Annotated in this window: 14 protein-coding genes and 2 pseudogenes; 12 read left to right on the forward strand and 4 right to left on the reverse strand. The window is 65.9% G+C overall.

Features of this window, described 5'->3' with window-relative positions:
* Nucleotides 1-139 precede the first annotated feature (139 nt).
* The 4 genes from AC5Y2S_RS04175 to AC5Y2S_RS04190 all read left to right on the forward strand — a co-directional run bounded on the left by AC5Y2S_RS04175 (nucleotide 140) and on the right by AC5Y2S_RS04190 (nucleotide 5,426).
* Entirely contained in the window at nucleotides 140-3,640 is a 3,501-nt protein-coding gene (locus AC5Y2S_RS04175) for a PIN domain-containing protein (protein ID WP_499953969.1), read from the forward strand.
* Nucleotides 3,641-3,725: 85 nt separating this feature from the next.
* On the forward strand, nucleotides 3,726-4,685 hold the full coding sequence (locus AC5Y2S_RS04180; protein ID WP_499953971.1) for a hypothetical protein: 960 nt from the start codon (nucleotides 3,726-3,728) through the stop codon (nucleotides 4,683-4,685).
* A 61-nt stretch (nucleotides 4,686-4,746) separates the two neighbouring features.
* Nucleotides 4,747-5,124, forward strand: coding sequence for a hypothetical protein (locus tag AC5Y2S_RS04185; RefSeq protein WP_499953973.1), 378 nt, complete (start codon nucleotides 4,747-4,749; stop codon nucleotides 5,122-5,124).
* Nucleotides 5,121-5,426 (forward strand): hypothetical protein, encoded by a 306-nt coding sequence (locus AC5Y2S_RS04190; protein WP_499953975.1) that lies wholly within the window; start codon nucleotides 5,121-5,123, stop codon nucleotides 5,424-5,426. Before AC5Y2S_RS04185 ends, AC5Y2S_RS04190 begins: the two co-directional genes overlap by 4 nt.
* 392 nt (nucleotides 5,427-5,818) lie before the next feature.
* On the opposite strand, the pseudogene AC5Y2S_RS04195 reads toward AC5Y2S_RS04190, so the two are convergent.
* Nucleotides 5,819-5,902 (reverse strand): annotated as a pseudogene (locus AC5Y2S_RS04195) (Rv0250c family protein); the annotation flags it as partial.
* 186 nt (nucleotides 5,903-6,088) lie between these two features.
* Between AC5Y2S_RS04195 and AC5Y2S_RS04200 the strand changes: the two are divergent.
* Complete coding sequence (locus AC5Y2S_RS04200; RefSeq protein WP_499953977.1) at nucleotides 6,089-6,319, forward strand: hypothetical protein; 231 nt, start codon at nucleotides 6,089-6,091, stop codon at nucleotides 6,317-6,319.
* A gap of 50 nt (nucleotides 6,320-6,369) precedes the next feature.
* Here AC5Y2S_RS04200 and AC5Y2S_RS04205 read toward each other — a convergent pair whose 3' ends face one another.
* The 3 genes and pseudogenes from AC5Y2S_RS04205 to AC5Y2S_RS04215 form a co-directional block, all read right to left on the reverse strand.
* The gene (locus AC5Y2S_RS04205) at nucleotides 6,370-7,860 is read right to left on the reverse strand and encodes a metallophosphoesterase family protein (protein WP_499953979.1); all 1,491 of its coding nucleotides are present in this window, start codon (nucleotides 7,858-7,860) and stop codon (nucleotides 6,370-6,372) included.
* Nucleotides 7,861-8,071: 211 nt separating this feature from the next.
* A pseudogene (locus AC5Y2S_RS04210) lies at nucleotides 8,072-8,182 on the reverse strand (pullulanase); the annotation flags it as partial.
* A gap of 24 nt (nucleotides 8,183-8,206) precedes the next feature.
* Nucleotides 8,207-9,643, reverse strand: coding sequence for a CCA tRNA nucleotidyltransferase (locus AC5Y2S_RS04215; RefSeq protein ID WP_499953981.1), 1,437 nt, complete (start codon nucleotides 9,641-9,643; stop codon nucleotides 8,207-8,209).
* A gap of 111 nt (nucleotides 9,644-9,754) precedes the next feature.
* Between AC5Y2S_RS04215 and AC5Y2S_RS04220 the strand changes: the two genes are divergently transcribed.
* The 7 genes from AC5Y2S_RS04220 to trxA all read left to right on the forward strand — a co-directional run bounded on the left by AC5Y2S_RS04220 (nucleotide 9,755) and on the right by trxA (nucleotide 19,342).
* Nucleotides 9,755-10,489 carry an NUDIX hydrolase gene (locus AC5Y2S_RS04220; RefSeq protein ID WP_499905421.1) on the forward strand — a complete coding sequence of 245 codons (735 nt, stop codon included), beginning with the start codon at nucleotides 9,755-9,757 and terminating at the stop codon, nucleotides 10,487-10,489.
* Entirely contained in the window at nucleotides 10,486-12,870 is a 2,385-nt protein-coding gene (locus AC5Y2S_RS04225; protein WP_499953983.1) for a hypothetical protein, read from the forward strand. The genes AC5Y2S_RS04220 and AC5Y2S_RS04225 overlap by 4 nt, the downstream gene beginning before the upstream one ends.
* Entirely contained in the window at nucleotides 12,867-16,448 is a 3,582-nt protein-coding gene (locus AC5Y2S_RS04230; protein ID WP_499953985.1) for a murein biosynthesis integral membrane protein MurJ, read from the forward strand. Before AC5Y2S_RS04225 ends, AC5Y2S_RS04230 begins: the two co-directional genes overlap by 4 nt.
* 64 nt (nucleotides 16,449-16,512) lie before the next feature.
* Nucleotides 16,513-17,103 carry an RNA polymerase sigma factor SigM gene (gene sigM, locus AC5Y2S_RS04235; RefSeq protein WP_499953987.1) on the forward strand — a complete coding sequence of 197 codons (591 nt, stop codon included), beginning with the start codon at nucleotides 16,513-16,515 and terminating at the stop codon, nucleotides 17,101-17,103.
* 15 nt (nucleotides 17,104-17,118) lie between these two features.
* Entirely contained in the window at nucleotides 17,119-17,850 is a 732-nt protein-coding gene (locus AC5Y2S_RS04240) for an RsmA family anti-sigma factor (RefSeq protein ID WP_499953988.1), read from the forward strand.
* A gap of 134 nt (nucleotides 17,851-17,984) precedes the next feature.
* A complete protein-coding gene (gene trxB / locus AC5Y2S_RS04245) occupies nucleotides 17,985-18,992 on the forward strand; it encodes a thioredoxin-disulfide reductase (protein WP_499953990.1) in 1,008 nt (335 codons plus the stop codon).
* Nucleotides 18,989-19,342, forward strand: coding sequence for a thioredoxin (gene trxA / locus AC5Y2S_RS04250; protein ID WP_499953992.1), 354 nt, complete (start codon nucleotides 18,989-18,991; stop codon nucleotides 19,340-19,342). The genes trxB and trxA overlap by 4 nt, the downstream gene beginning before the upstream one ends.
* The last annotated feature ends 7 nt before the right edge of the window (nucleotides 19,343-19,349 follow it).

The raw sequence follows: 19,349 nt of genomic DNA on the forward strand, positions 1-19,349 counted from the left end.
GCGTGCATTGGAAACCAAAACCGGGGTGCGACCGGTGTGTCCGTGCGGGCCATTACGGTGCTAGTAGTTGCTTCTGCGTTTGACGGACGCCTTGGGGGCTGTTGTGGATTGGTCCATCCTCATCCGGACGGTGACTCCGGTGGCCAGCAAGTTAGTCACCTCTCGCATTCAAAAGATGTTCCTCCCCTGGCAGGTCGCCTACCAAATGCGGAAGCGTGGGCGAGAAAGCAATCTGCCGGTGCCCGATTACGCGCCACTTCGCAAGTATCTGGGTAAAGAGCGTGCGCTAGAGGCCTTCAGGTCGGGAGATCCCAACCTTTATGACGGCGTCCGCGACGATTTGATCGACACCTGCGCTCGGTGCGGAGTCGAGTTATCTGATGAGGACGCCGCGCGGCTCGTCGCCATCCTGTTGTCGGCTTACACACAGGTCCTCCCAACCGGCGCGGCCGTCGAAGTCCAGGTCCGTGATGCAGTACTCGAGATCGCCAGCTGGCAGTCGAAAGTCGAAGCGTCCCGGTTCGCCGGCGCCGTCAAGTTCGAGGACAGCCTTGAGCAGCTTCCGCCCCAACGTGCCGCCGAAGCGGTCGAACTCCAGTCTGTTTGGCCCGCGATAGGACGCCTGGCATACGAGTTGGTTCGCGCCGACGACCCAAGGTCTGCGATCGCAAGCTGGCAAGAAACTCGGCCGTCGTGGTTTGAAGCGCCTCCATCGGACGCCTACGTGTGGTTCGCGCGCCTGGCGCTCGACTATGGCCTGACCGAGACAGCCATATCCGCCTTCGACGACGCTATCGCAGCAGGTGCAGCGCCAGCATCGAAATGGCAAGCGCGACAGGCAGTGCTCCGCGCTGGCGGAGATCGGCAGCGACGTGAGGAAACGTTAGGCCGGTTCGAGGAGAACGATCCGGTCGCCCGTGCTCTACTCCTGAGCGATCGCGAAGAGATCGAGTCGGCAATCGCCGTGCTCAATGAGTGGGTGCCGTTTCACCCGGCTGAAAAAGCGCTGAAGGCGACGCTCCTTGCCCAAGTCACGGCAGTCAATGACATTGACGCCGCGATTCGGATCTCCCAGGCAGCCGCAGATGACCTTCAAAGTGCAGACTGCGCCCTTTTGTGCGCCGACTACCTTCTTGAACGGGGTTCCAAACGAGAGACACCGATCGACTTCGCCGATATAGAGGAGAGCCTCCGCCTAGCGATCGACGCGCGCAACGCTATTCGCCGATGGCGCGGCCCAAGTCATGGGGCCGTTCGCCGCGCTATGTCCGCTGCTCATGCACTCGGCCGGAAAGACGAGGCTTGGCGGATCTCGCAAACTCCGCCAGACGGCGAAGCGCTTCCAAGCGAAGCCGCAGATCCCGCTGTGCGCGGAGAGTCAGCACTCCTCGCGGCGCAGTTGGGCGATCGATCAAGAGCAGTTCAGCTACTCGACGGTTTGACGGATGACCGCATTCAAAATGAAGCAAAAGCGATTTTCGCGATGGTTGATGGCGACAACCAGAGCGCACTGCAGCATTGGCAAGCGGCCGCAGCGTTGTCCCAACAACCGCAGGACATCCTGCGGACGTGTCACTATGTCGCCATTCATGGAGTCCGATCCAGCGAACTTCCAAGACTGGCCGACACGCATCCCGATATCGCAGAGAACATCGGACTTATAGCGGATGCTTATGCCAAGCAACCTGCGGCAATAGGGACACTCAAGACACGGGCGCACACAAATCGCCTATGCGCCTTCGCGCTTGTGGAGTGGTACATCCAACAGGACAAAAAGATCGACGCGGCGCAACTCGCGGATCGCAGCGGACAAGCGTGGGGTGACGCGAACTTCAGTCTGATTGCAGCACAACTTTTCCTGGAATCCGGCGAGCATGACTCGGCACAGCGCGCTGCGCGCGAGACCTTGCGTGTTTCAGGCTCGAGTTCTGCGAAACGGCTTGAAGCTTACGACGTTCTGATTCGCTCGCTCACTGTCGAGCAGCAGTGGGAGAAGGCCACCATAGCAGCTGCCGAAGTACTTGCCCTCGACCAGTCGAATGTGTCCGCTGCATGGATACTTACCATTGCGCAGGTATATCTAGGTGAGTTCAATGACGCGTGGCGGACGTACACCGAGATCGCAGGCCGGCCGGATCCGCGCATTGAGCAGGAAGCCGTCGTTCGAATCTATCTGTGGCATAAATTCGAACGGAACGCGTCCCGGCTAGACCACCTGTTCGAACTGGTTGACAGATGGCAGGCAAGCGACGCTGTCCGGTCCGCCGCTGCAATGGCGCTTATCCAATTTCCCATTGAGAGCGGCGATGAGGCCACGGCAAGTCGTGTGCAAGAGCGACTTGGCGCGCTGATTGGGACGTTGGACGACATCTTCATTCGGAAGGAGGTCGATCCAGAAGACCCTCTGGCGACTCTCAACGCTCTCGTTGCGGATCTGCCGGACACAACTGAATTCGACCTTAAGGTCGCCGACGGCAGGCTTCCGCTCGGCTTTGGAGCCTCAATCCATGGCAAGAATTACGCAGAATTGTTGGCGTGCAGTACAAGTAGCGCGCTGTTCTCCGGCGATGACGCAACGTTTACTTCTGATATTGAGCACGCGGTGCAGTCGGTTGACTCGTCTGTGGTCGTCGATATCACCGCTCTGCTCGCCTTGAACACTCTTGATCATGCAGTGCGCGAACAACTTCTAGGCTTCGTTCGCGATCTACGGGTAAGTCGCGATCAGAAGCTAGAAGTCGTCAACGCAATCGAGAGTCTGTCCCGATTAAGTACTCTCACTGTGGGCAAGGCTGGCGACTCTGCTCGATTGCATGCGATTTCCGACGAAGAAGCCCAGAAGCGGCTACGAAGAGCAGAGTCCCTGAAGGCCGCCTTTGGTCAGATCACGCCCGCTCCCAATCCGCCGCCATCGACCAAGCCCAATCCTGTGTGGCTCTCGAGTCTTGAGATCGCGAGAGCTGAGCATGCCAGTCTTTGGTGCGACGACGCAATTATTCGCCGCGAGGCCAACAAGCAAGGAGTTCACTCCTTCGGCACACAGACTCTGATTGAAGTGCTGCGCCGAAGAGGCGATCTCAGCGACGACGTAGCCATGCATTGTCAAGTAGTCTTAATGTCAAACTTCTATATTGGCACTGAATTCCGGCGTGATTGGGCGCGCGGAGCAGCTGAGGTCGACAGCTGGAAGCCTCGCGGTTCGGCAGCTCATCTTGCTTTCGGCCCGGTTTCTCATACTCCGAATGATGTCGTCGGCTTCGCAATCGAAGCGATGGCACAAAACCTTGATGATCCCGAAGCTATGGCCGGCTGGGTTACTGCGGCTTCTACTTGGCTGATTCGGGTCTCCGGCTCGGAACAAGCCGGGCGGCAGAACCTGGCGAAGTTGCTGTTGCAGCTGTTTGGGCAACGCTGGCTCGACTCAAGCCGTTTGCCATTTGTGCTGCAAGGGCTCCGCGCTGCTGTCTCAGCCTCGGGCGTTGCGGACCCATTCGAACCGGCCATGGAAACTTACTATCGCGCCCTGGCAGGTTCAACCGGGCATCCAGCGGCAATGGCCCACGTGCGGTCATTGACTGCGTTGGTTGAATCCAGTGATCGACTAATTGTTACCAAGGTCGTGCTGACCGCGCCAAATTGAGGCATTGCCACGCAGATGACTCTTCCTAGAGGTCATTCCGCCGTCTCGAGATGCGGCCGATGCATCCCATAGGCACGATTCCACAGTGGACCTTGGTGACGAGTGGATCTACCGCTTGAAGGGATACTCTCCGTCTGAGCGCGTCAAGATCTTGGGAATCGAAACCCGGAAGCAGACCATTCGCGCGGACATCAAATTTCTCGACGGCGAGCGAGCCGGCCTACACGAAAACGTCCCGGGAACCAGATTGCACGGTCGATGGAGCACCGTCGAGCGCTTCGACGAATGGATAGCCAATTGGCGGCGGCTCAGCGCCAGCGAAATCGGCGAGACCGAGGAATCGGCGGTCGGCGACGTATTCGACTTATTGGTTCCGGAATCCGTTGCTAAGTACTACGACTCGTCCGTTCGTAACGGAGCGACGGTACGGGATCAGGAAGCACTAGAGCAGCTCATGCGCGGCCCGACGGGGGACCTATTGGACCGCGCCGAGTGGTTCGAGCACGACGGTGTGGTGGAATTGTCCGCCGCCGGGACCCTGTTGATCGCTCAATACGTGTGCACTGCAATCCCAATCCCAATCCCAATCCCAATCCTTGAACGAGTCATGGCAGAAGAAGCCCAATCGCGGGAGCACTGCAAACGGGGTAGGGAGTACGACGCCATCGACGGTTCGGGGATGACGACCTCTACGCCCGAATGGGAATACGAGTGGTACCGCAAACATCACCGCCCGGTCCATAAGCTTCTCCGAGGATGGTGCGGACCTCGGTCAGTGACATTCGTGGAAAGGCTCACTGCCGCCGAAGCCGAGGTGCGGCGCCTCGGCGTACTCGTCGCCACCTTGGTCGACATGCTTAGAACGCACGACACTTTTGGCGCCGACATCTACGAGCGCGATCACGACGAGAATCGAATCCGTCCTGAGACGATTCGGCCAGTGATCGACCGACCTCTCGCGCCATGGGAAATGCCCGTCCGAGAGGTGCCGGTACGGCGAGGGCGGTGGTGGTGGCCATTGTTCTGCGACCATGCACAGTCTTGACTGCCGGTCGGGATGGCCCACACCGTAGCCGTCCCCGGTTCAGTCTGTATACGCTCGCTGGATGGCGAGTGGCCAGGGCTCCCAACCGTGGAATCAGATCTTCCTAGGCGCGGCAGGAATTCTGGTACTAGCTGCCGTGTTCCTCTTCGGCAACCGTCTTGCCTGGGAAATCGATGTGGTCATAGTTTTGGTGGGTGCCGCACTCCTCATTCTCGCCGGCTTCTGGTCGAGGGTCAGCGGGCCAGTCGGAATCACCAAGGGGGGGCTCGCAATACCGATCGAGGCCGCGAACCGCGCCGAGCAGCAACTCGAGCGGGGCGAGGTGGTTGAGGCAGACAAGCTGCCGGAGCTCCTGCAGGAGCTCAGAGACCTGTTGGCTAAGGCCCGCGATCACCCAGATCCCGCCCCCTCGCCTGAAGCGGAGGACAACTATCCGTGAGTGGACCTAACCGCCGCAACGTGATCCTGGTAGACGACGCGGTGATCAGAATGGCGACGCTCAACGCGACGGAGCAGTCGCTAGTTCAGGCCGAAGTCGCTCGAATGAGCAATCCCGACTTCCGGCCAGAATCTGATCTACGGGGACACCGGCGCGGGGGTGGCGGGCGGGCGTACTTCGTGCACAAAGTGACCGGATCGCCCGACATCAGACTCTGGTACCGGCGGCTCGACAAGAAAAGCCCCGCCGATCCCGAAACGCTGGCCGTGATGGTCATCGATCGGACGGGCGAACCCGCCTAGCTCTGCGCGGTCGACCACCACCGAGGAACCCAAGTCCTGACCCCGCACCCTTGCGTGCTTCGGGGATCGGCCAGGAGGTGGGTTATCGAAGCTGGGGTCCAGGAATCGGTAGACGTTCCGCATCCGGTTGTACTGCATGACTTGCACGCAATCGCTTGTCCGCCGTCGTAGGCGCGCTGCGTCGTGCCCACCCCCACTGGGGTGCCCCCGCCCGCGCTCACCACGACCCGGATGGTTATGCGTCTGCCCGATCCTGTAGGGGTGTCCAGGTCGATTTGGCCCGATTCCGGCCGCGCCTACGGCTCTGTCGCCGCCTAGAAATTGAAATCCTCGTCGTCGAGACCCCTGTGTGCGTCGTCGTCAAGAGAGCGTTGCTGGCCGTGGCCGCGGCCATGACCCCCGACCCCCTCGTCGTCGACATCGCGCCAGAAGTCACTGTCGTACTGGGTGTCGGGGATGGCAATCTTCTCGCCTGGCGCGTGACTCGCGGTGACTTGGCCCAACAACGTCCGGATCGCTTCTTCGACCGCGTACCGCCCCGACTGAGCGTCGATCACCGGGAAAGTAGCCCCTTCGAGCATTCCGGCTGACTTTATATCTATAGCTGCGACCAGCAATGGAAGATCCATTTGTCGAGCTAAGGCGGCCTCCAAGGGTATTGCTTGGCTCTTCCCATCGAATATTACAAATACCGCATCGGCGCTGGCGAGGCGGTGAATTGCGTCAACCCACAGAGCGCGAGGCTCGCGCTCCGGCGGTGCCAAAGGGAAAGAGACTTCGACTCCGAAACTCCGGGCGAAGTTATTGGCGACATGATACAGCTCGCCTACGAGAGGGTCTATATTGCCACGCCGGAAAACGAGGTCGTATTGACCAGCGTTATCGTAATATGAAGAATCTAAATAGGGCCCGACAACTACGAGGTGGGCAACTACGAGCCGGGTCACTTCTCGATCTCTTCGAGTTGTGCGTAAATGAACATGTCCGCCGTGTGATCGTCTTCCCAAGTAACCGACGCTTGAATGAGCATCGACCCGTAATAGTCGAAAGCTGCGCGAAACCTCTGCGTGTCATCGTCCTGCAGCTCGAAAACTGCGTGCTTTTCGCCTGCGGACCAGCGAACAGATTTAACGCCAACAGGTGGGATGCCGTCTACGCGAGGATGGTATCGAAGCTCGACGGTTGCTTGATGAGCTTGACCTGGAGTTAGCGATGGTTGGACAGAGACGGTAGGGAAGGTCCCGCGATTATCGAGGTACTGCTGTTTTCGCTTTGAGTCATTGTCGATTTTTTTGTCGAATTTTCGCCAGTCGGGCAGATCGCTAGTGTATGGATTCGCAGGCCTGAAGGATCGATCGTCGTGGGAGAGTTCTTTCCAGTGCCACAGCCCCGGAATAAGGTCCTCCCCGTCTTCCCTCTGTACGAGCACACGGGTCTCGACGCGGCATCGGTACTGCTTTGCTCCGGGCAGCCATTTAATGTCGATAATGTTGTAAGTATTGATCGGGCAAGATTGAAAAAGTTCTTGAGTTCCTGCGGAGCCGCCGCACACAACGAAAAGCGGATAGTCATCCACCTTCAATTGCTGCGCCGATCGTGAGTCTTCTGTAAACGTGAACGGGACGTGTTTGTGCCCGTGCAGGAGCAAATGAAATCCGTGACGACCTAGAACCCCAAGTAAAAGCGCTGAATTAAGTATAGCCTCATATCCCCTGCTGGGCTCTGCGAGTTCAGGGATCAGAATCGGGTGATGGTGCACTAAAGCGATCTTTATGCACGATGCGGTCCTGTTGTCGGCCTCGAGCGCATCGAGTTGCGTTTTCAACGCTCTTAAAGCATCCGGCGTTATTACACCACGCTGAGCATTTGCGGTCCCCTGCTGGACATATGCAGAAGAATTTATTTCGACAACTACTACGCCGTATTTATCAATCAGATCGGTCCGTACCCGAGCGTCGCGGCTTTGGGCTTGCCAGTCATCAAAACCTGGGCGAAGACGGCCAAGGAAATCCTGCCACGGTTCTATCCTCGGATCGACAGCCGCTTGCGTCCAGTCAACATCGTGATTGCCCGGTACGAGAGCCAACGGGCCAAGAGATTCTTCAAGCGCATTGCAGCATTCTTTAGCTTCTCGGAACTGCTCACGGTTGGCCGTCTCGGTCAAATCGCCTGTTACGCATACGATCTGCCGCCCTTTTTCTTCGAGCGGAGGCACATCGCTGCATACCAGATCCGCCAGCGTCGGGTAACCACCTTGTCTGAAAACGTCACCCTGGGGCGTCGTAACACCGCCAAATTGATGTCGCGGGCCGAAATGAAGATCGGATAAGTGGATGATCCTAAGCGACCGGCCGCCCTGTTGGTCTTGTGTTTCGAGATCTTCGGACAGTGGAAGAGCCGACACTTCCTGGTGCTTGTCTTCATCGTTTGCCACGCTCGTATGTTAAGTCTCTGACCTGCGGTCGGGAAGCGAAAATTGCGGGCAGTTCTTCTTGTTTGGTACCGACCGACCATCAACGGCTCGCGGCACGGTCGGTGGTTGTAAACCAGCTCGTTCGAGTACGCGATCGGGACGATCACCGCAGCGAAGTTTGGCGAAATCCTTTCGTCCGCTGTAACCCGCGATTCCACTGTTTGGGTTCGCGGTCGAGATCCAACCCGATCGCATCGAGCCGGCCGTCACCGTCCAGGTCGAGATTGGGTTGGCCGTTCCAAATGGCAGCTGCGCCATCGTCATTGCCCAGGCAGTAGTCCATGCCTTCTCGGACGCTGGGCCGCCCCTACGCGTTCCCGCGCGATTGCCACCAGGACAACAGCTCGGCGGTGGCCTCCTGGGTCGTCAGCGGCCCGCGCTCGAGCCGCAACTCCTTCAGATACCGCCACGCCTCGCCGACTTGCGGGCCGGCCGGGATCCCGAGCAGCTCCATGATCGCGTTGCCGTCCAAATCGGGGCGCACCCGCGCCAAATCCTCCTGGGCCGCCAGCTCGGCGATCCGCTCCTCCAGCCGGTCGTAGCTGGCCTGCAGGCGGGCGGCTCGGCGCTTGTTGCGGGTCGTGCAGTCGGCGCGAACCAGCTTGTGCAGGCGCGGCAGCAGCGGCCCCGCGTCGGTGACGTAGCGGCGCACCGCCGAATCGGTCCACTTGCCCTCGCCGTAGCCGTGGAACCGCAGATGCAGAAACACCAGCTGCGAGACGTCATCGACCATCTGCTTGGAGTACTTCAACGCCCGCAACCGCTTTCGGGCCATCTTGGCGCCCACCACCTCGTGGTGGTGAAAACTCACCCCGCCGTTTTCCTCGTGCCGCCGGGTGGCCGGCTTGCCGATGTCATGCAGCAGCGCCGCCCAGCGCAGCACCAGATCCGGTCCGTCGTCTTCCAGCGCGATGGCCTGGCGCAGCACGGTCAGCGAATGCTGGTAGACGTCCTTGTGCTGGTGATGCTCGTCGATGGCCATCCGCATGCCGCCGACCTCGGGCAGCACCACCTCACCCATCCCGGTCTCCACCAGCAGGTCGATGCCGGCCACCGGGTCGTCGCCGAGCAGCATCTTGTCCAGCTCGGCGGCCACCCGCTCGGCGCTGATCCGCGCCAGCTGCGGGGCCATCTCGTCGATCGCCTCCCGCACCCGCGGCGCGACGGTGAAACCGAGCTGCGAGACGAACCGCGCCGCGCGCAGCATCCGCAACGGGTCGTCGTTAAACGACACCCAGGGTGCGGCCGGGGTGTCCAGCACTCGCTCGCGCAGCGCCGCCAAACCGCCCAGCGGGTCGAGGAATTCGCCCGGCCCGGTCGGCGTCACCCGCACCGCCATCGCGTTGGCGGTGAAATCGCGGCGCACCAGATCGTCCTCGAGGCGATCGCCGAAACGCACCTCGGGATGACGCGTCACCTTGTCGTAGGCGTCGGCGCGGAACGTGGTGATCTCCAGGCGATGGTCGCCCTTGCCGACACCGACGGTGCCGAACCGGATCCCGGTCTCCCACACCGCGTCGGCCCAGCGCCCCACCAATTCCTGGACCTGCTCGGGGCGGGCGTCGGTGGTGAAATCCAAGTCGGGACTGAGCCTGCCCAGCAACGCGTCCCGCACCGAACCGCCGACCAGGTACAGCTCGTGGCCCGCGCCGTCGAAGAGCGCGCCCAACTCACCGAGGATGGAGGCGTGCCTATTCAGCGCGACCGCGGCGGCGGTCAACAGGGCGGCGTCGGCGTCAGGCACGTTCGATCAGCGTAGTCGGGTGACGTGGCTGACACTGACCCCGCGCCGCCGCACGGCAACCAGCGGCGAGTATCTCGGGAAGAAGGACCCCCGCCAGCTACTATCGCTTGGGTGTCGGACGCCGAACAAGCCAGACCACGTCGACGCCGGGGGCGGCGCCGGCGTCGTGGCGCGGCTGCCGCGGCCGAAACCCCCAAAGATCCCCAGACCAACGGCGACTCGTCGCCCCCCAAACCCCGGCGGTCCCGGCCATCCGGCCGCGTCCCCGATCGGCTGCGGACGGTGCACGAAACATCCGCCGGCGGGCTGGTCATCGACGGCATCGACGGGCCGCGCGACGAGCAGGTCGCGGCGCTGATCGGACGCGTCGATCGGCGCGGACGGATGCTGTGGTCGCTGCCCAAGGGACATATAGAGATGGGCGAGACCGCGGAGCAAACCGCGATTCGTGAGGTCGCCGAGGAAACGGGTATCCGCGGCAGCGTGCTCGCCGCGCTGGGACGCATCGACTACTGGTTCGTCACCGACGGCCGCCGGGTGCACAAGACCGTGCACCACTATTTGATGCGCTTCTCCGGCGGCGAGCTGTCCGACGAGGACCTCGAAGTCGCCGAGGTGGCGTGGGTGCCGATCGGCGAGCTGCCGTCCCGGTTGGCCTACGCCGACGAGCGCCGCCTGGCCCAGGTCGCCGACGAGCTGATCGACAAGCTGCAGAACCACGGCCCGGCCGCGCTTCCGCCGCTGCCGCCGAGCTCGCCACGGCGGCGCCCACAGACGCATTCACGGACCCGGCATTCCGACAAGCCCGTGGCGGGTCGGAAGAACGGTCACGGGCCGGGGCCGTGACGGCTCCCCGACTCTGTTGGGCCGGCTTCGTGCGCCTCGCCGTAGTGGTTGGCATCGTGGCCGGTTTTGCGGTGCTCGCCGGCCCCGCGCCGCGCGCTTCCGCGGGCGAGCCGGGGGAGACGCCGTTCGTGCGGGTCCGCATCGACCAGGTGACCCCCGACGTGGTCACCACGACAAGTCCACCGGTCGTCACCGTCACCGGAACGGTGAGCAACATCGGTGACCGCCCGGTCCGCGACGTCATGGTCCGGCTCGAGCACGCGCCGGGGGTCAACGACTCCGCGGCGTTGCGGACCTCCCTGGACGGCAGCACCGACCAGTACCAGCCGGCCGCGGACTTCCTCACGGTGGCCCCCGAACTGCAGCGCGGCCAGCAGGCGAGCTTCACCCTGTCGGCCCCGCTGCGCTCGGTGGCCAAGCCGTCCCTGGGGATGGACAAGCCCGGGATCTTCCCCGTCCTGGTCAACGTCAACGGGACCCCCGACTACGGCGCCCCGGCCCGCCTCGATAACGCCCGGTTCCTGCTGCCCGTGGTCGGCGTGCCGCCGGATCAAGCCGATGACCTTAATTCCGCCGTCGCACCCGACACCTCCAAGCCGGTGTGGATCACCATGCTCTGGCCGCTGGCCGACCGGCCGCGGCTGTCCCCCGGCGTACCCGGAGGCACCATTCCGGTCCGGTTGGTCGACGACGACCTGGCCACTTCACTGGCCACGGGCGGGCGCCTCGACGTTCTGCTGTCCGCCGCCGAGGTCGCCACCAGCCACGACGTCGATCCGGACGGCGCCGTCGGCCACGCGCTGTGCCTGGCCGTCGACCCCGATCTGCTGGTCACCGTCAACGCGATGACAGCCGGCTACGTGGTGTCCAACTCGCCCGACGGGCCCGCCCAAATGCCCGGCACCCCAACGCATCCGGGCACCGGCCAGGCCGCCGCGACCGAATGGCTGAACCGGCTGCGCGCCCTTTCCCACCGCACCTGCGTGGCGCCGCTCCCCTACGCCCAGGCCGACCTCGACGCCCTGCAACGGGTCAACGACCCCGGGCTGAGCGCCGCCGCCACCAACGGCGTCGGCGGCATCGTCGACCGCATCCTGGACGTGCAGTCCACCCGCGGGGCCACGCTGCTGCCCGACGGCCCGTTGACCGGCCGGACCGTCAACCTACTCAGCGCCAACGACAGCACCGTCGCGATCGCCGCCGGCGACTTGTCCGCCCAGGACTCGACCAACGACAACGCCGGCGTCGACACCGCGCCCAGGCGGCTGTCTCCCCAGGTGGTGGTCGCGCCGTTCGACCCGGCCGTCGGGGCCGCGCTGGCCGGCGCGGGCAACAACCCCATCGCCCCCACCTACCTGGACCCGTCGCTGACGGTCCGGCTCTCGCACGACTCGAACACCGCCCGACGCCAGGACGCGCTGGGCTCGATCTTCTGGCACGCGTTGCAGCGCGACGCCGCCCCGCGCACCCAGCTGTTGGTGCCGCCGGCGACCTGGAACCTGCAGGCCGACGACGCGCAGGTCATCCTGACCGCGCTGGCCACCAGCATCCGGTCCGGTCTGGCGGTGCCGCGGCCGCTGCCCGGCGTCGTCGCCGAGGCCGCCGCCCGCACCGAGCCGCCGCAGCAGGTGGCGAACGACGGCCCCGCGCGCGGCCGGTTCGGCGACGACGTCACCGCCAACATCGCCGCCCAGGTCGGCCGGCTGTGGGGCCTGACCTCCGCGCTGAGCACCGACGAGCGCACCGGCCTGACCGGCGTCCAGTACACCGCGCCGCTGCGCGAGGACATGCTGCGCGCGCTGAGCCAATCCGAACCCCCGGACACCCGCAACGGGCTGGCCCAGCTGCGCCTGGTGGTGGTCGGCAAGACGATCAACGACTTGTTCGGCGCGGTCACGATCGTCAACCCGGGCGGCTCCTACACCCTGGCCACCGAGCACAGCCCCCTGCCGCTGGCGCTGCACAACGGCCTCGCCGTTCCCATCCGGGTGCGGCTGCAGGTCGACGCCCCACCGGGGATGACGGTCACCGACGTCGGCCAGATCGAATTGCCGCCGGGTTACCTGCCGCTGCGGGTGCCGATCGAGGTGAAATTCACCCAGCGCGTCGCGGTCGACGTGACGCTGCGGACCCCCGATGGCATGCGGCTCGGCGAGCCGGTGCGGCTATCGGTGCATTCCAACGCCTACGGCAAGGTGCTGTTCGCGATCACGCTCAGCGCGGCGGCGGTGCTGGTGCTGCTGGCCGGTCGCCGGCTGTGGCACCGGTTCCGCGGCCAGCCCGACCGCGCCGACCTGGACCGTCCCGACCCCCCGCACCCGACATCCGCCGACCTGCACGACGAGATCGACGATCGGGTCGAGCCCAAACCGAGAGTATGAACCCCGCCTCCCGGCGAACGCACCCGCAGCCGCCACCACAGCGCCTGCCGGCGGCGCCACGCCACGCCCGCCCAGGGCCGCCGACCGGTCCCCTGCCGCCGGTGCCGGAGCTCGCTCGTCGCCGACCCGAGCTGTCCGACGCCGCGCTGGTCTCGCGGTCGTGGGCGATGGCGTTCGCGACGCTGATCAGCCGCCTCACCGGCTTCGCGCGCATCGTCGTGTTGGCCGCCATCCTGGGTGCGGCGCTGTCCAGTGCCTTCTCGGTGGCCAACCAGCTGCCGAACCTTGTCGCGGCGCTGGTGCTGGAGGCGACGTTCACCGCGATATTCGTGCCGGTGCTGGCCCGCGCCGAGCAAGGCGACGCCGACGGCGGGGCGGCGTTCGTGCGGCGCCTGGTCACGCTGACGACGGGGCTGCTGGTGGTGGCCACGGCGCTGTCGGTCGTGGCCGCGCCCCTGCTGGTGCGGCTGATGCTGGGCCGCGCCCCGCAAGTCAACGAGCCGCTGACCACCGCCTTCGCCTACCTGCTGCTGCCGCAGGTGCTCGCCTACGGGCTGACGTCGGTGTTCATGGCGATCCTGAACACCCGCAACGTGTTTGGGCCGACGGCGTGGGCTCCCGTCGTCAACAACCTGGTCGCGCTGGCGACCCTCGCGGTGTACCTGGCGGTGCCCGGCGAGCTCTCCGTCGACCCCGTCCGGATGGGCAACGCCAAGCTGCTGGTGCTCGGCATCGGCACCACGCTCGGGGTGTTCGCGCAGACCGGCGTGCTGCTGGTGGCGCTGAAACGCCAGCGGGTGAGCCTGCGCCCGCTGTGGGGCATCGACGAGCGCCTCAAGCGGTTCGGGGCGATGGCCGGCGCGATGGTGCTCTACGTGGTGATCAGCCAGCTCGGCCTGGTGGTCGGCAACCAGATCGCCAGCACCGCGGCCGCATCCGGTCCCGCGATCTACAACTACACCTGGCTGGTGCTGCAGCTGCCCTACGGCATGATCGGCGTGACCGTGCTGACCGTGGTGATGCCGCGGCTGAGCCGCAACGCCGCCGCCGACGACACCGGGGCCGTGCTCGCCGACCTGTCGCTGGCGACCCGGCTGACGCTGGTCACGCTGATCCCGATCGTGGCGTTCATGACCGTCGGCGGCCCGGCGATCGGCAGCGCGCTGTTCGCCTACGGGCATTTCGGCGAGGTCGACGCCGGCTATCTGGGCGCCGCGATCGCGTTGTCGGCGTTCACGCTGATCCCCTACGGGCTGGTGCTGCTGCAGCTGCGCGTCTTCTACGCGCGCGAGCAACCCTGGACGCCGATCGTCCTCATCCTCGTCATCACCGCCGTCAAGATCGCCGGCTCGGTGCTGGCGCCCCACCTCACCCACGACCCCAAGTTGGTGGCCGGATTCCTCGGCCTGGCCAACGGCGTCGGATTCCTGGCCGGCGCCGTCGTCGGCTACTACCTGCTACGACGAGCGCTGCTGCCCAGGGGCGGCCACCTGATCGGCGTCGGCGCGCTGCGGACCATCCTGGTGACGCTCGTCGCGTCGATGCTGGCCGGCCTCGTCGCCCACGTGGCCGACCGGCTGCTCGGGCTCGCCAGGCTGACGGCGCACGGCGGCGCGGGTTCGCTGCTGCGGTTGTTGGTGCTGGCGGTCATCATGTTGCCGATCATGACCGCGGTCATGGTCAGCGCGCGGGTGCCCGAAGCGCAGGCGGCGACCGACGCGCTCAGGCGCCGCTTTTCGCGCCGCGGCCCGGGTATCCCGGTAGCTTCGCGCAAACCGGCTGGGCCACAGGCATCGTCTCGGCCGGGGCACGTCACGTACCCTGAGCAGAGGAATTCGTCCCCGCCGGGGGTAAGTGCGGTCCAGGAGCCGATCCGGCGCAGGCCTCCGGAGCGGGTAGCCAGCGCCCGAACGAAAGGACCGGAGGTGACCGACCGCCCAGTGGAAAGCGCATCGAGCGCTGGATCCGGCTTGGGGTCAGGCGCCGAGGACTTCAAGCCCGACATTCCGCCCGGCCCGGCGCCCGAACGGCCGGCGCCGCGCCCGTCGGACCGGCTCAACGGCGACCTGTCGGTCGAGACCGCCGGCGGACCCGCCGATGACGTCCACCTCGTTCCGGGCGCCCGCATCGCCGCGGGCCGGTACCGGCTGCTGGTCTTCCACGGCGGCGCACCCCCGCTGCAGTTCTGGCAGGCGCTGGACACCAAGCTCGACCGGCAGGTGGCGCTGACCTTCGTCGATCCCGACGGCGCCCTGCCGCACGAGGTGCTGCAGGACATCCTGTCCCGGACCCTGCGGCTCAGCCGCATCGACAAGCCCGGCATCGCCCGCGTGCTCGACGTGGTCCACACCGGCTCCGGCGGCCTGGTCGTCTCGGAGTGGATCCGCGGCGGTTCGTTGCAGGAGGTGGCCGACACCGCGCCGTCGCCCATCGGCGCCGTCCGCGCGATGCAGTCGCTGGCCGCCGCCGCCGACGCCGCGCACCGCGCCGGGGTCGCCCTGTCGATCGACCACCCCAGCCGGGTGCGGGTCAGCATCGAGGGCGACGTCGTGCTGGCCTACCCCGCGACCATGCCCGACGGCAACCCGCAACAGGACATCCGAGGAATCGGGGCCGCCCTCTATGCGCTGCTGGTCAACCGGTGGCCGCTGCCGGAATCCGGGGTGCGCAGCGGGCTGGCGCCGGCCGAGCGTGACTCCACGGGTAACCCCGTCGAACCCATGGTCGTCGACCGCGACATCCCCTTCCAGGTTTCCGCGGTCGCGGTGCGGGCGGTTCAGGAAGACGGCGGAATACGCAGCGCCTCAACACTTTTGAACTTGCTGCAGCAGGCGACGGCGGTGGCCGATCGCACCGAGGTGCTCGGCCCCATCGATGATTCGCCGGCGTTGCCTCCCACCACCCGGTTGTCCACCGGTCGCGAGTACGCGACCTTCGCGCGCAGGCGCCGCAACGTGCTGATCGGTGTCGGCGCCGCCGTCGCCGTCATCGTGGTGGCCCTGCTGGTGTTGGCGTCGGTGGTCAGCAAGATCTTCGGCAACGTCGGCGGCGGGCTCAACAGGGACGAGCTCGGGCTCAACGGCCCCTCGTCGTCGACGTCGTCGGCTCCCAGCTCCGCGGCCGCCGGCAGCCTCGTCAAACCCACCAAGGCGACGGTCTACTCCCCCGACGGGGACGCCGACAATGCCGGCCAGGCCGGGCAGGCGATCGACGGCGACCCCTCGACCGCCTGGTCCACCGAGGTCTACACCGACGCCGTCCCGTTCCCCTCGTTCAAGCAGGGCGAAGGCCTGATGTTGCAGCTGCCCAACCCCACCGTGATCGGTCAGGTCACCATCGACACGCCGAGCAGCGGCACCAAGGTGGAGATTCGCTCGGCGTCGACGGCGGCGCCGTCCCGCCTCGAGGACACCACCGTGCTGGCTCCGGCGTTCACGCTCAAGCCCGGGCACAACGTAATCCCCGTCCGGGGCGGCTCGGCGACGTCGAACGTGCTGGTGTGGATCTCCACGCTGGGAACCACCAACGGCAAGAGCCAGGCCAGCTTCTCGGAAGTGACGGTTCAGGCCGCATCCTGAGCACGCTCACAGCCCCCCGCGTTGGTGAAGTGCCGCGCGACCACCGATTGGTTAGTGTCCGGCCGTGGGTCTCGGGGGGAACAGCCAGGGCGAACGCAGTGACGCCGAACTGCTGGCAGCCCATGTCGCCGGCGACCGCTACGCCTTCGACGAGTTGTTCCACCGTCACCAACGCCAGCTGCACCGGCTGGCCCGGCTGACCACCCGCACCCGCGAGGACGCCGAGGACGCGCTGCAGGACGCGATGCTCTCGGCGCACCGCGGCGCGGGATCGTTCCGCCACGACGCCGCGGTCGGCAGCTGGCTGCACCGCATCGTGGTCAACGCGTGCCTGGACCGGCTGCGCCGCACCAAGGCCCACCCGACAGCCCCGCTCGAGGACGTCTATCCCGTCGCCGATCGCACCGCACAGGTGGAGACGGCCATCGTGGTGCAGCGGGCCCTGATGCGCCTTCCCGTCGAGCAGCGGGCCGCGGTGGTGGCCGTCGACATGGCGGGCTACTCGGTCGCCGACACCGCCGCGCTGCTGGGCGTCGCCGAGGGCACCGTCAAGAGCCGGTGCTCCCGCGCCCGGGTCCGCCTCGCCGAACTGCTCGGCTACCTCAACGTCCGCGCCACTCCCGAGCGCCCCGCCGGTCAGGCTGGCTGCGCATGACGGACACTGGGGCGGATGGGTGAAACCGACGACGAAGCCGCCGAGCCGCCCCTGACGGTCGACCTCCTGGCCGACCTGCAGGCCGGTCTGCTCGACGACGATTCCGCGGCCCGCCTGCGCAAACGGGTCCGCGACGACCCGGAAGCGGAGAACGTCCTGCGGGCCCTCAACCAGGTGCGCCGCGACGTCGCGGCGTTGGGTGCCGATCCCGCGTCCGCGCCGGACGTGCCCCCCGAGGTCACCGCCCGGATCTCGGCGGCGTTGCGCTCGGCCGATCAAACCGCCGCTGCACATTGGGCGCGGCCGCACCTGGGGCCGGCCAAGATGGTCGCCGGCGTGGCCGGCGTGGGCGCGGTGCTGGCGGCGGTCGGGGTCGGCACGGTAGCGCTGATCCGTGCGCCGGAGCCCGCCCCGAGCACCCCGGCCACCGCCCAACACATCACGGTGTCGACGCCGCCGATGACGATCCCACTGTCACAGGCCGAAATCCTCGGCCTGCTCCACCGCGGCCCGAACTACGGCCCGCTCGGCGACCCCGCCCGGCGCGCGTCCTGCCTCAGCGGCCTCGGCTACCCGGCGTCCACGCAAGTGCTGGGCGCGCGACCGGTCGACATCAACGCCCGCCCCGGCGTGCTGCTGGTATTGCCCGGCGACACGCCCGACAACCTGGCTGTCTTCGCGGTGGCGCTGAATTGCAGTGCCGCCGATACCGGGTTGCTGGCCAACACGCAGGTCCCCCGCCCTTAGCGGCGATCACAAGCGCGGCGTAGCCGGGCGAAGCGGGTCGTCGCCGTCACACTTAATGTGGTGCCGAACAACCCGGGAACACCCGCGCCTACGCTGGCGTTCGTAGACGTAGCTTCCGCACCTGAAAGGCCCGAATGACTGCCGACACCACCACGCACGACACCGTCCACGACGTCATCGTCATCGGCTCGGGTCCCGCCGGGTACACCGCCGCGCTCTACACCGCCCGCGCGCAGCTGGCCCCCCTGGTTTTCGAAGGCACCGCGTTCGGTGGCGCGTTGATGACGACCACCGAGGTGGAGAACTACCCGGGCTTCCGCAACGGAATCACCGGCCCGGAGTTGATGGACGAGATGCGTGAGCAGGCGCTGCGGTTCGGCGCGGACCTGCGGATGGAAGACATCGAATCGGTATCGCTGGACGGGCCCGTCAAGTCGGTCGTCACCGCCGACGGGGAAACCCACCGGGCCCGCGCCGTCATCTTGGCCATGGGCGCGGCCGCTCGCTACCTGCAGGTGCCCGGCGAGCAGGAGTTGCTGGGACGCGGGGTGAGCTCCTGCGCCACCTGTGATGGCTTCTTCTTCCGCGACCAAGACATCGCCGTGATCGGCGGCGGCGACTCGGCGATGGAAGAAGCCATCTTCCTGACCCGCTTCGCCAGCAGCGTCACGCTGGTGCACCGGCGCGAGGAATTCCGGGCGTCCAAGATCATGCTCGACCGCGCCCGCAACAACGACAAGATCAAGTTCATCACCAACGCCGCCGTGTCCGCGGTCGAGGGCGACACCACGGTGACCGGACTGCGGTTGCGCGACACCGTAACTGGCGAAGAATCCACCCTCGCGGTCACCGGCGTTTTCGTGGCGATCGGCCACGAGCCGCGCTCGGGGCTGGTCCGCGATCTCGTCGACGTCGATCCCGACGGCTACGTCCTTGTGCAAGGGCGCACCACCAGCACCTCGCTGGAGGGCGTGTTCGCGGCCGGCGACCTGGTGGACCGCACCTACCGGCAGGCGATCACCGCCGCGGGCAGCGGCTGCGCCGCGGCCATCGACGCCGAGCGTTGGCTGGCCGAGCAAGAAGACGAGTCTGCCACCGGAAACGCTGAGGGTACCGACACACTGATTGGAGCACAACGATGACCGATGCCGAAAAGGCCGGCGCCACAATAGAAGTCTCCGACGCATCCTTCTCCTCGGAGGTATTGTCGAGCAATAAGCCTGTGCTGGTGGACTTTTGGGCCACGTGGTGCGGGCCGTGCAAGATGGTCGCTCCGGTTCTGGAGGAGATCGCGAGCGAGCGCGGCGACCAGCTCACCGTCGCCAAGCTCGACGTGGACGCCAACCCGGAGACGGCCCGGGACTTTCAGGTGGTTTCGATCCCCACCATGATCCTGTTCAAGGACGGCCAACCGGTGAAGCGGATCGTCGGCGCCAAGGGCAAGGCGGCGTTGCTGCGCGAGCTTTCCGAGGCGGTTCCCAACCTCGCCTGACGGCCAA

The organism is Mycobacterium sp. NGS69 (genome assembly GCF_059812165.1).

Coding starts and splice junctions, on each gene's coding strand:
- AC5Y2S_RS04185 (WP_499953973.1), top strand. CDS start 4,747: ATGGCGAGTGGCCAGGGCTCCCAACCGTGGAATCAGATCTTCCTAGGC.
- AC5Y2S_RS04230 (WP_499953985.1), top strand. CDS start 12,867: ATGAACCCCGCCTCCCGGCGAACGCACCCGCAGCCGCCACCACAGCGC.
- AC5Y2S_RS04240 (WP_499953988.1), top strand. CDS start 17,119: ATGGGTGAAACCGACGACGAAGCCGCCGAGCCGCCCCTGACGGTCGAC.
- trxB (WP_499953990.1), top strand. CDS start 17,985: ATGACTGCCGACACCACCACGCACGACACCGTCCACGACGTCATCGTC.
- trxA (WP_499953992.1), top strand. CDS start 18,989: ATGACCGATGCCGAAAAGGCCGGCGCCACAATAGAAGTCTCCGACGCA.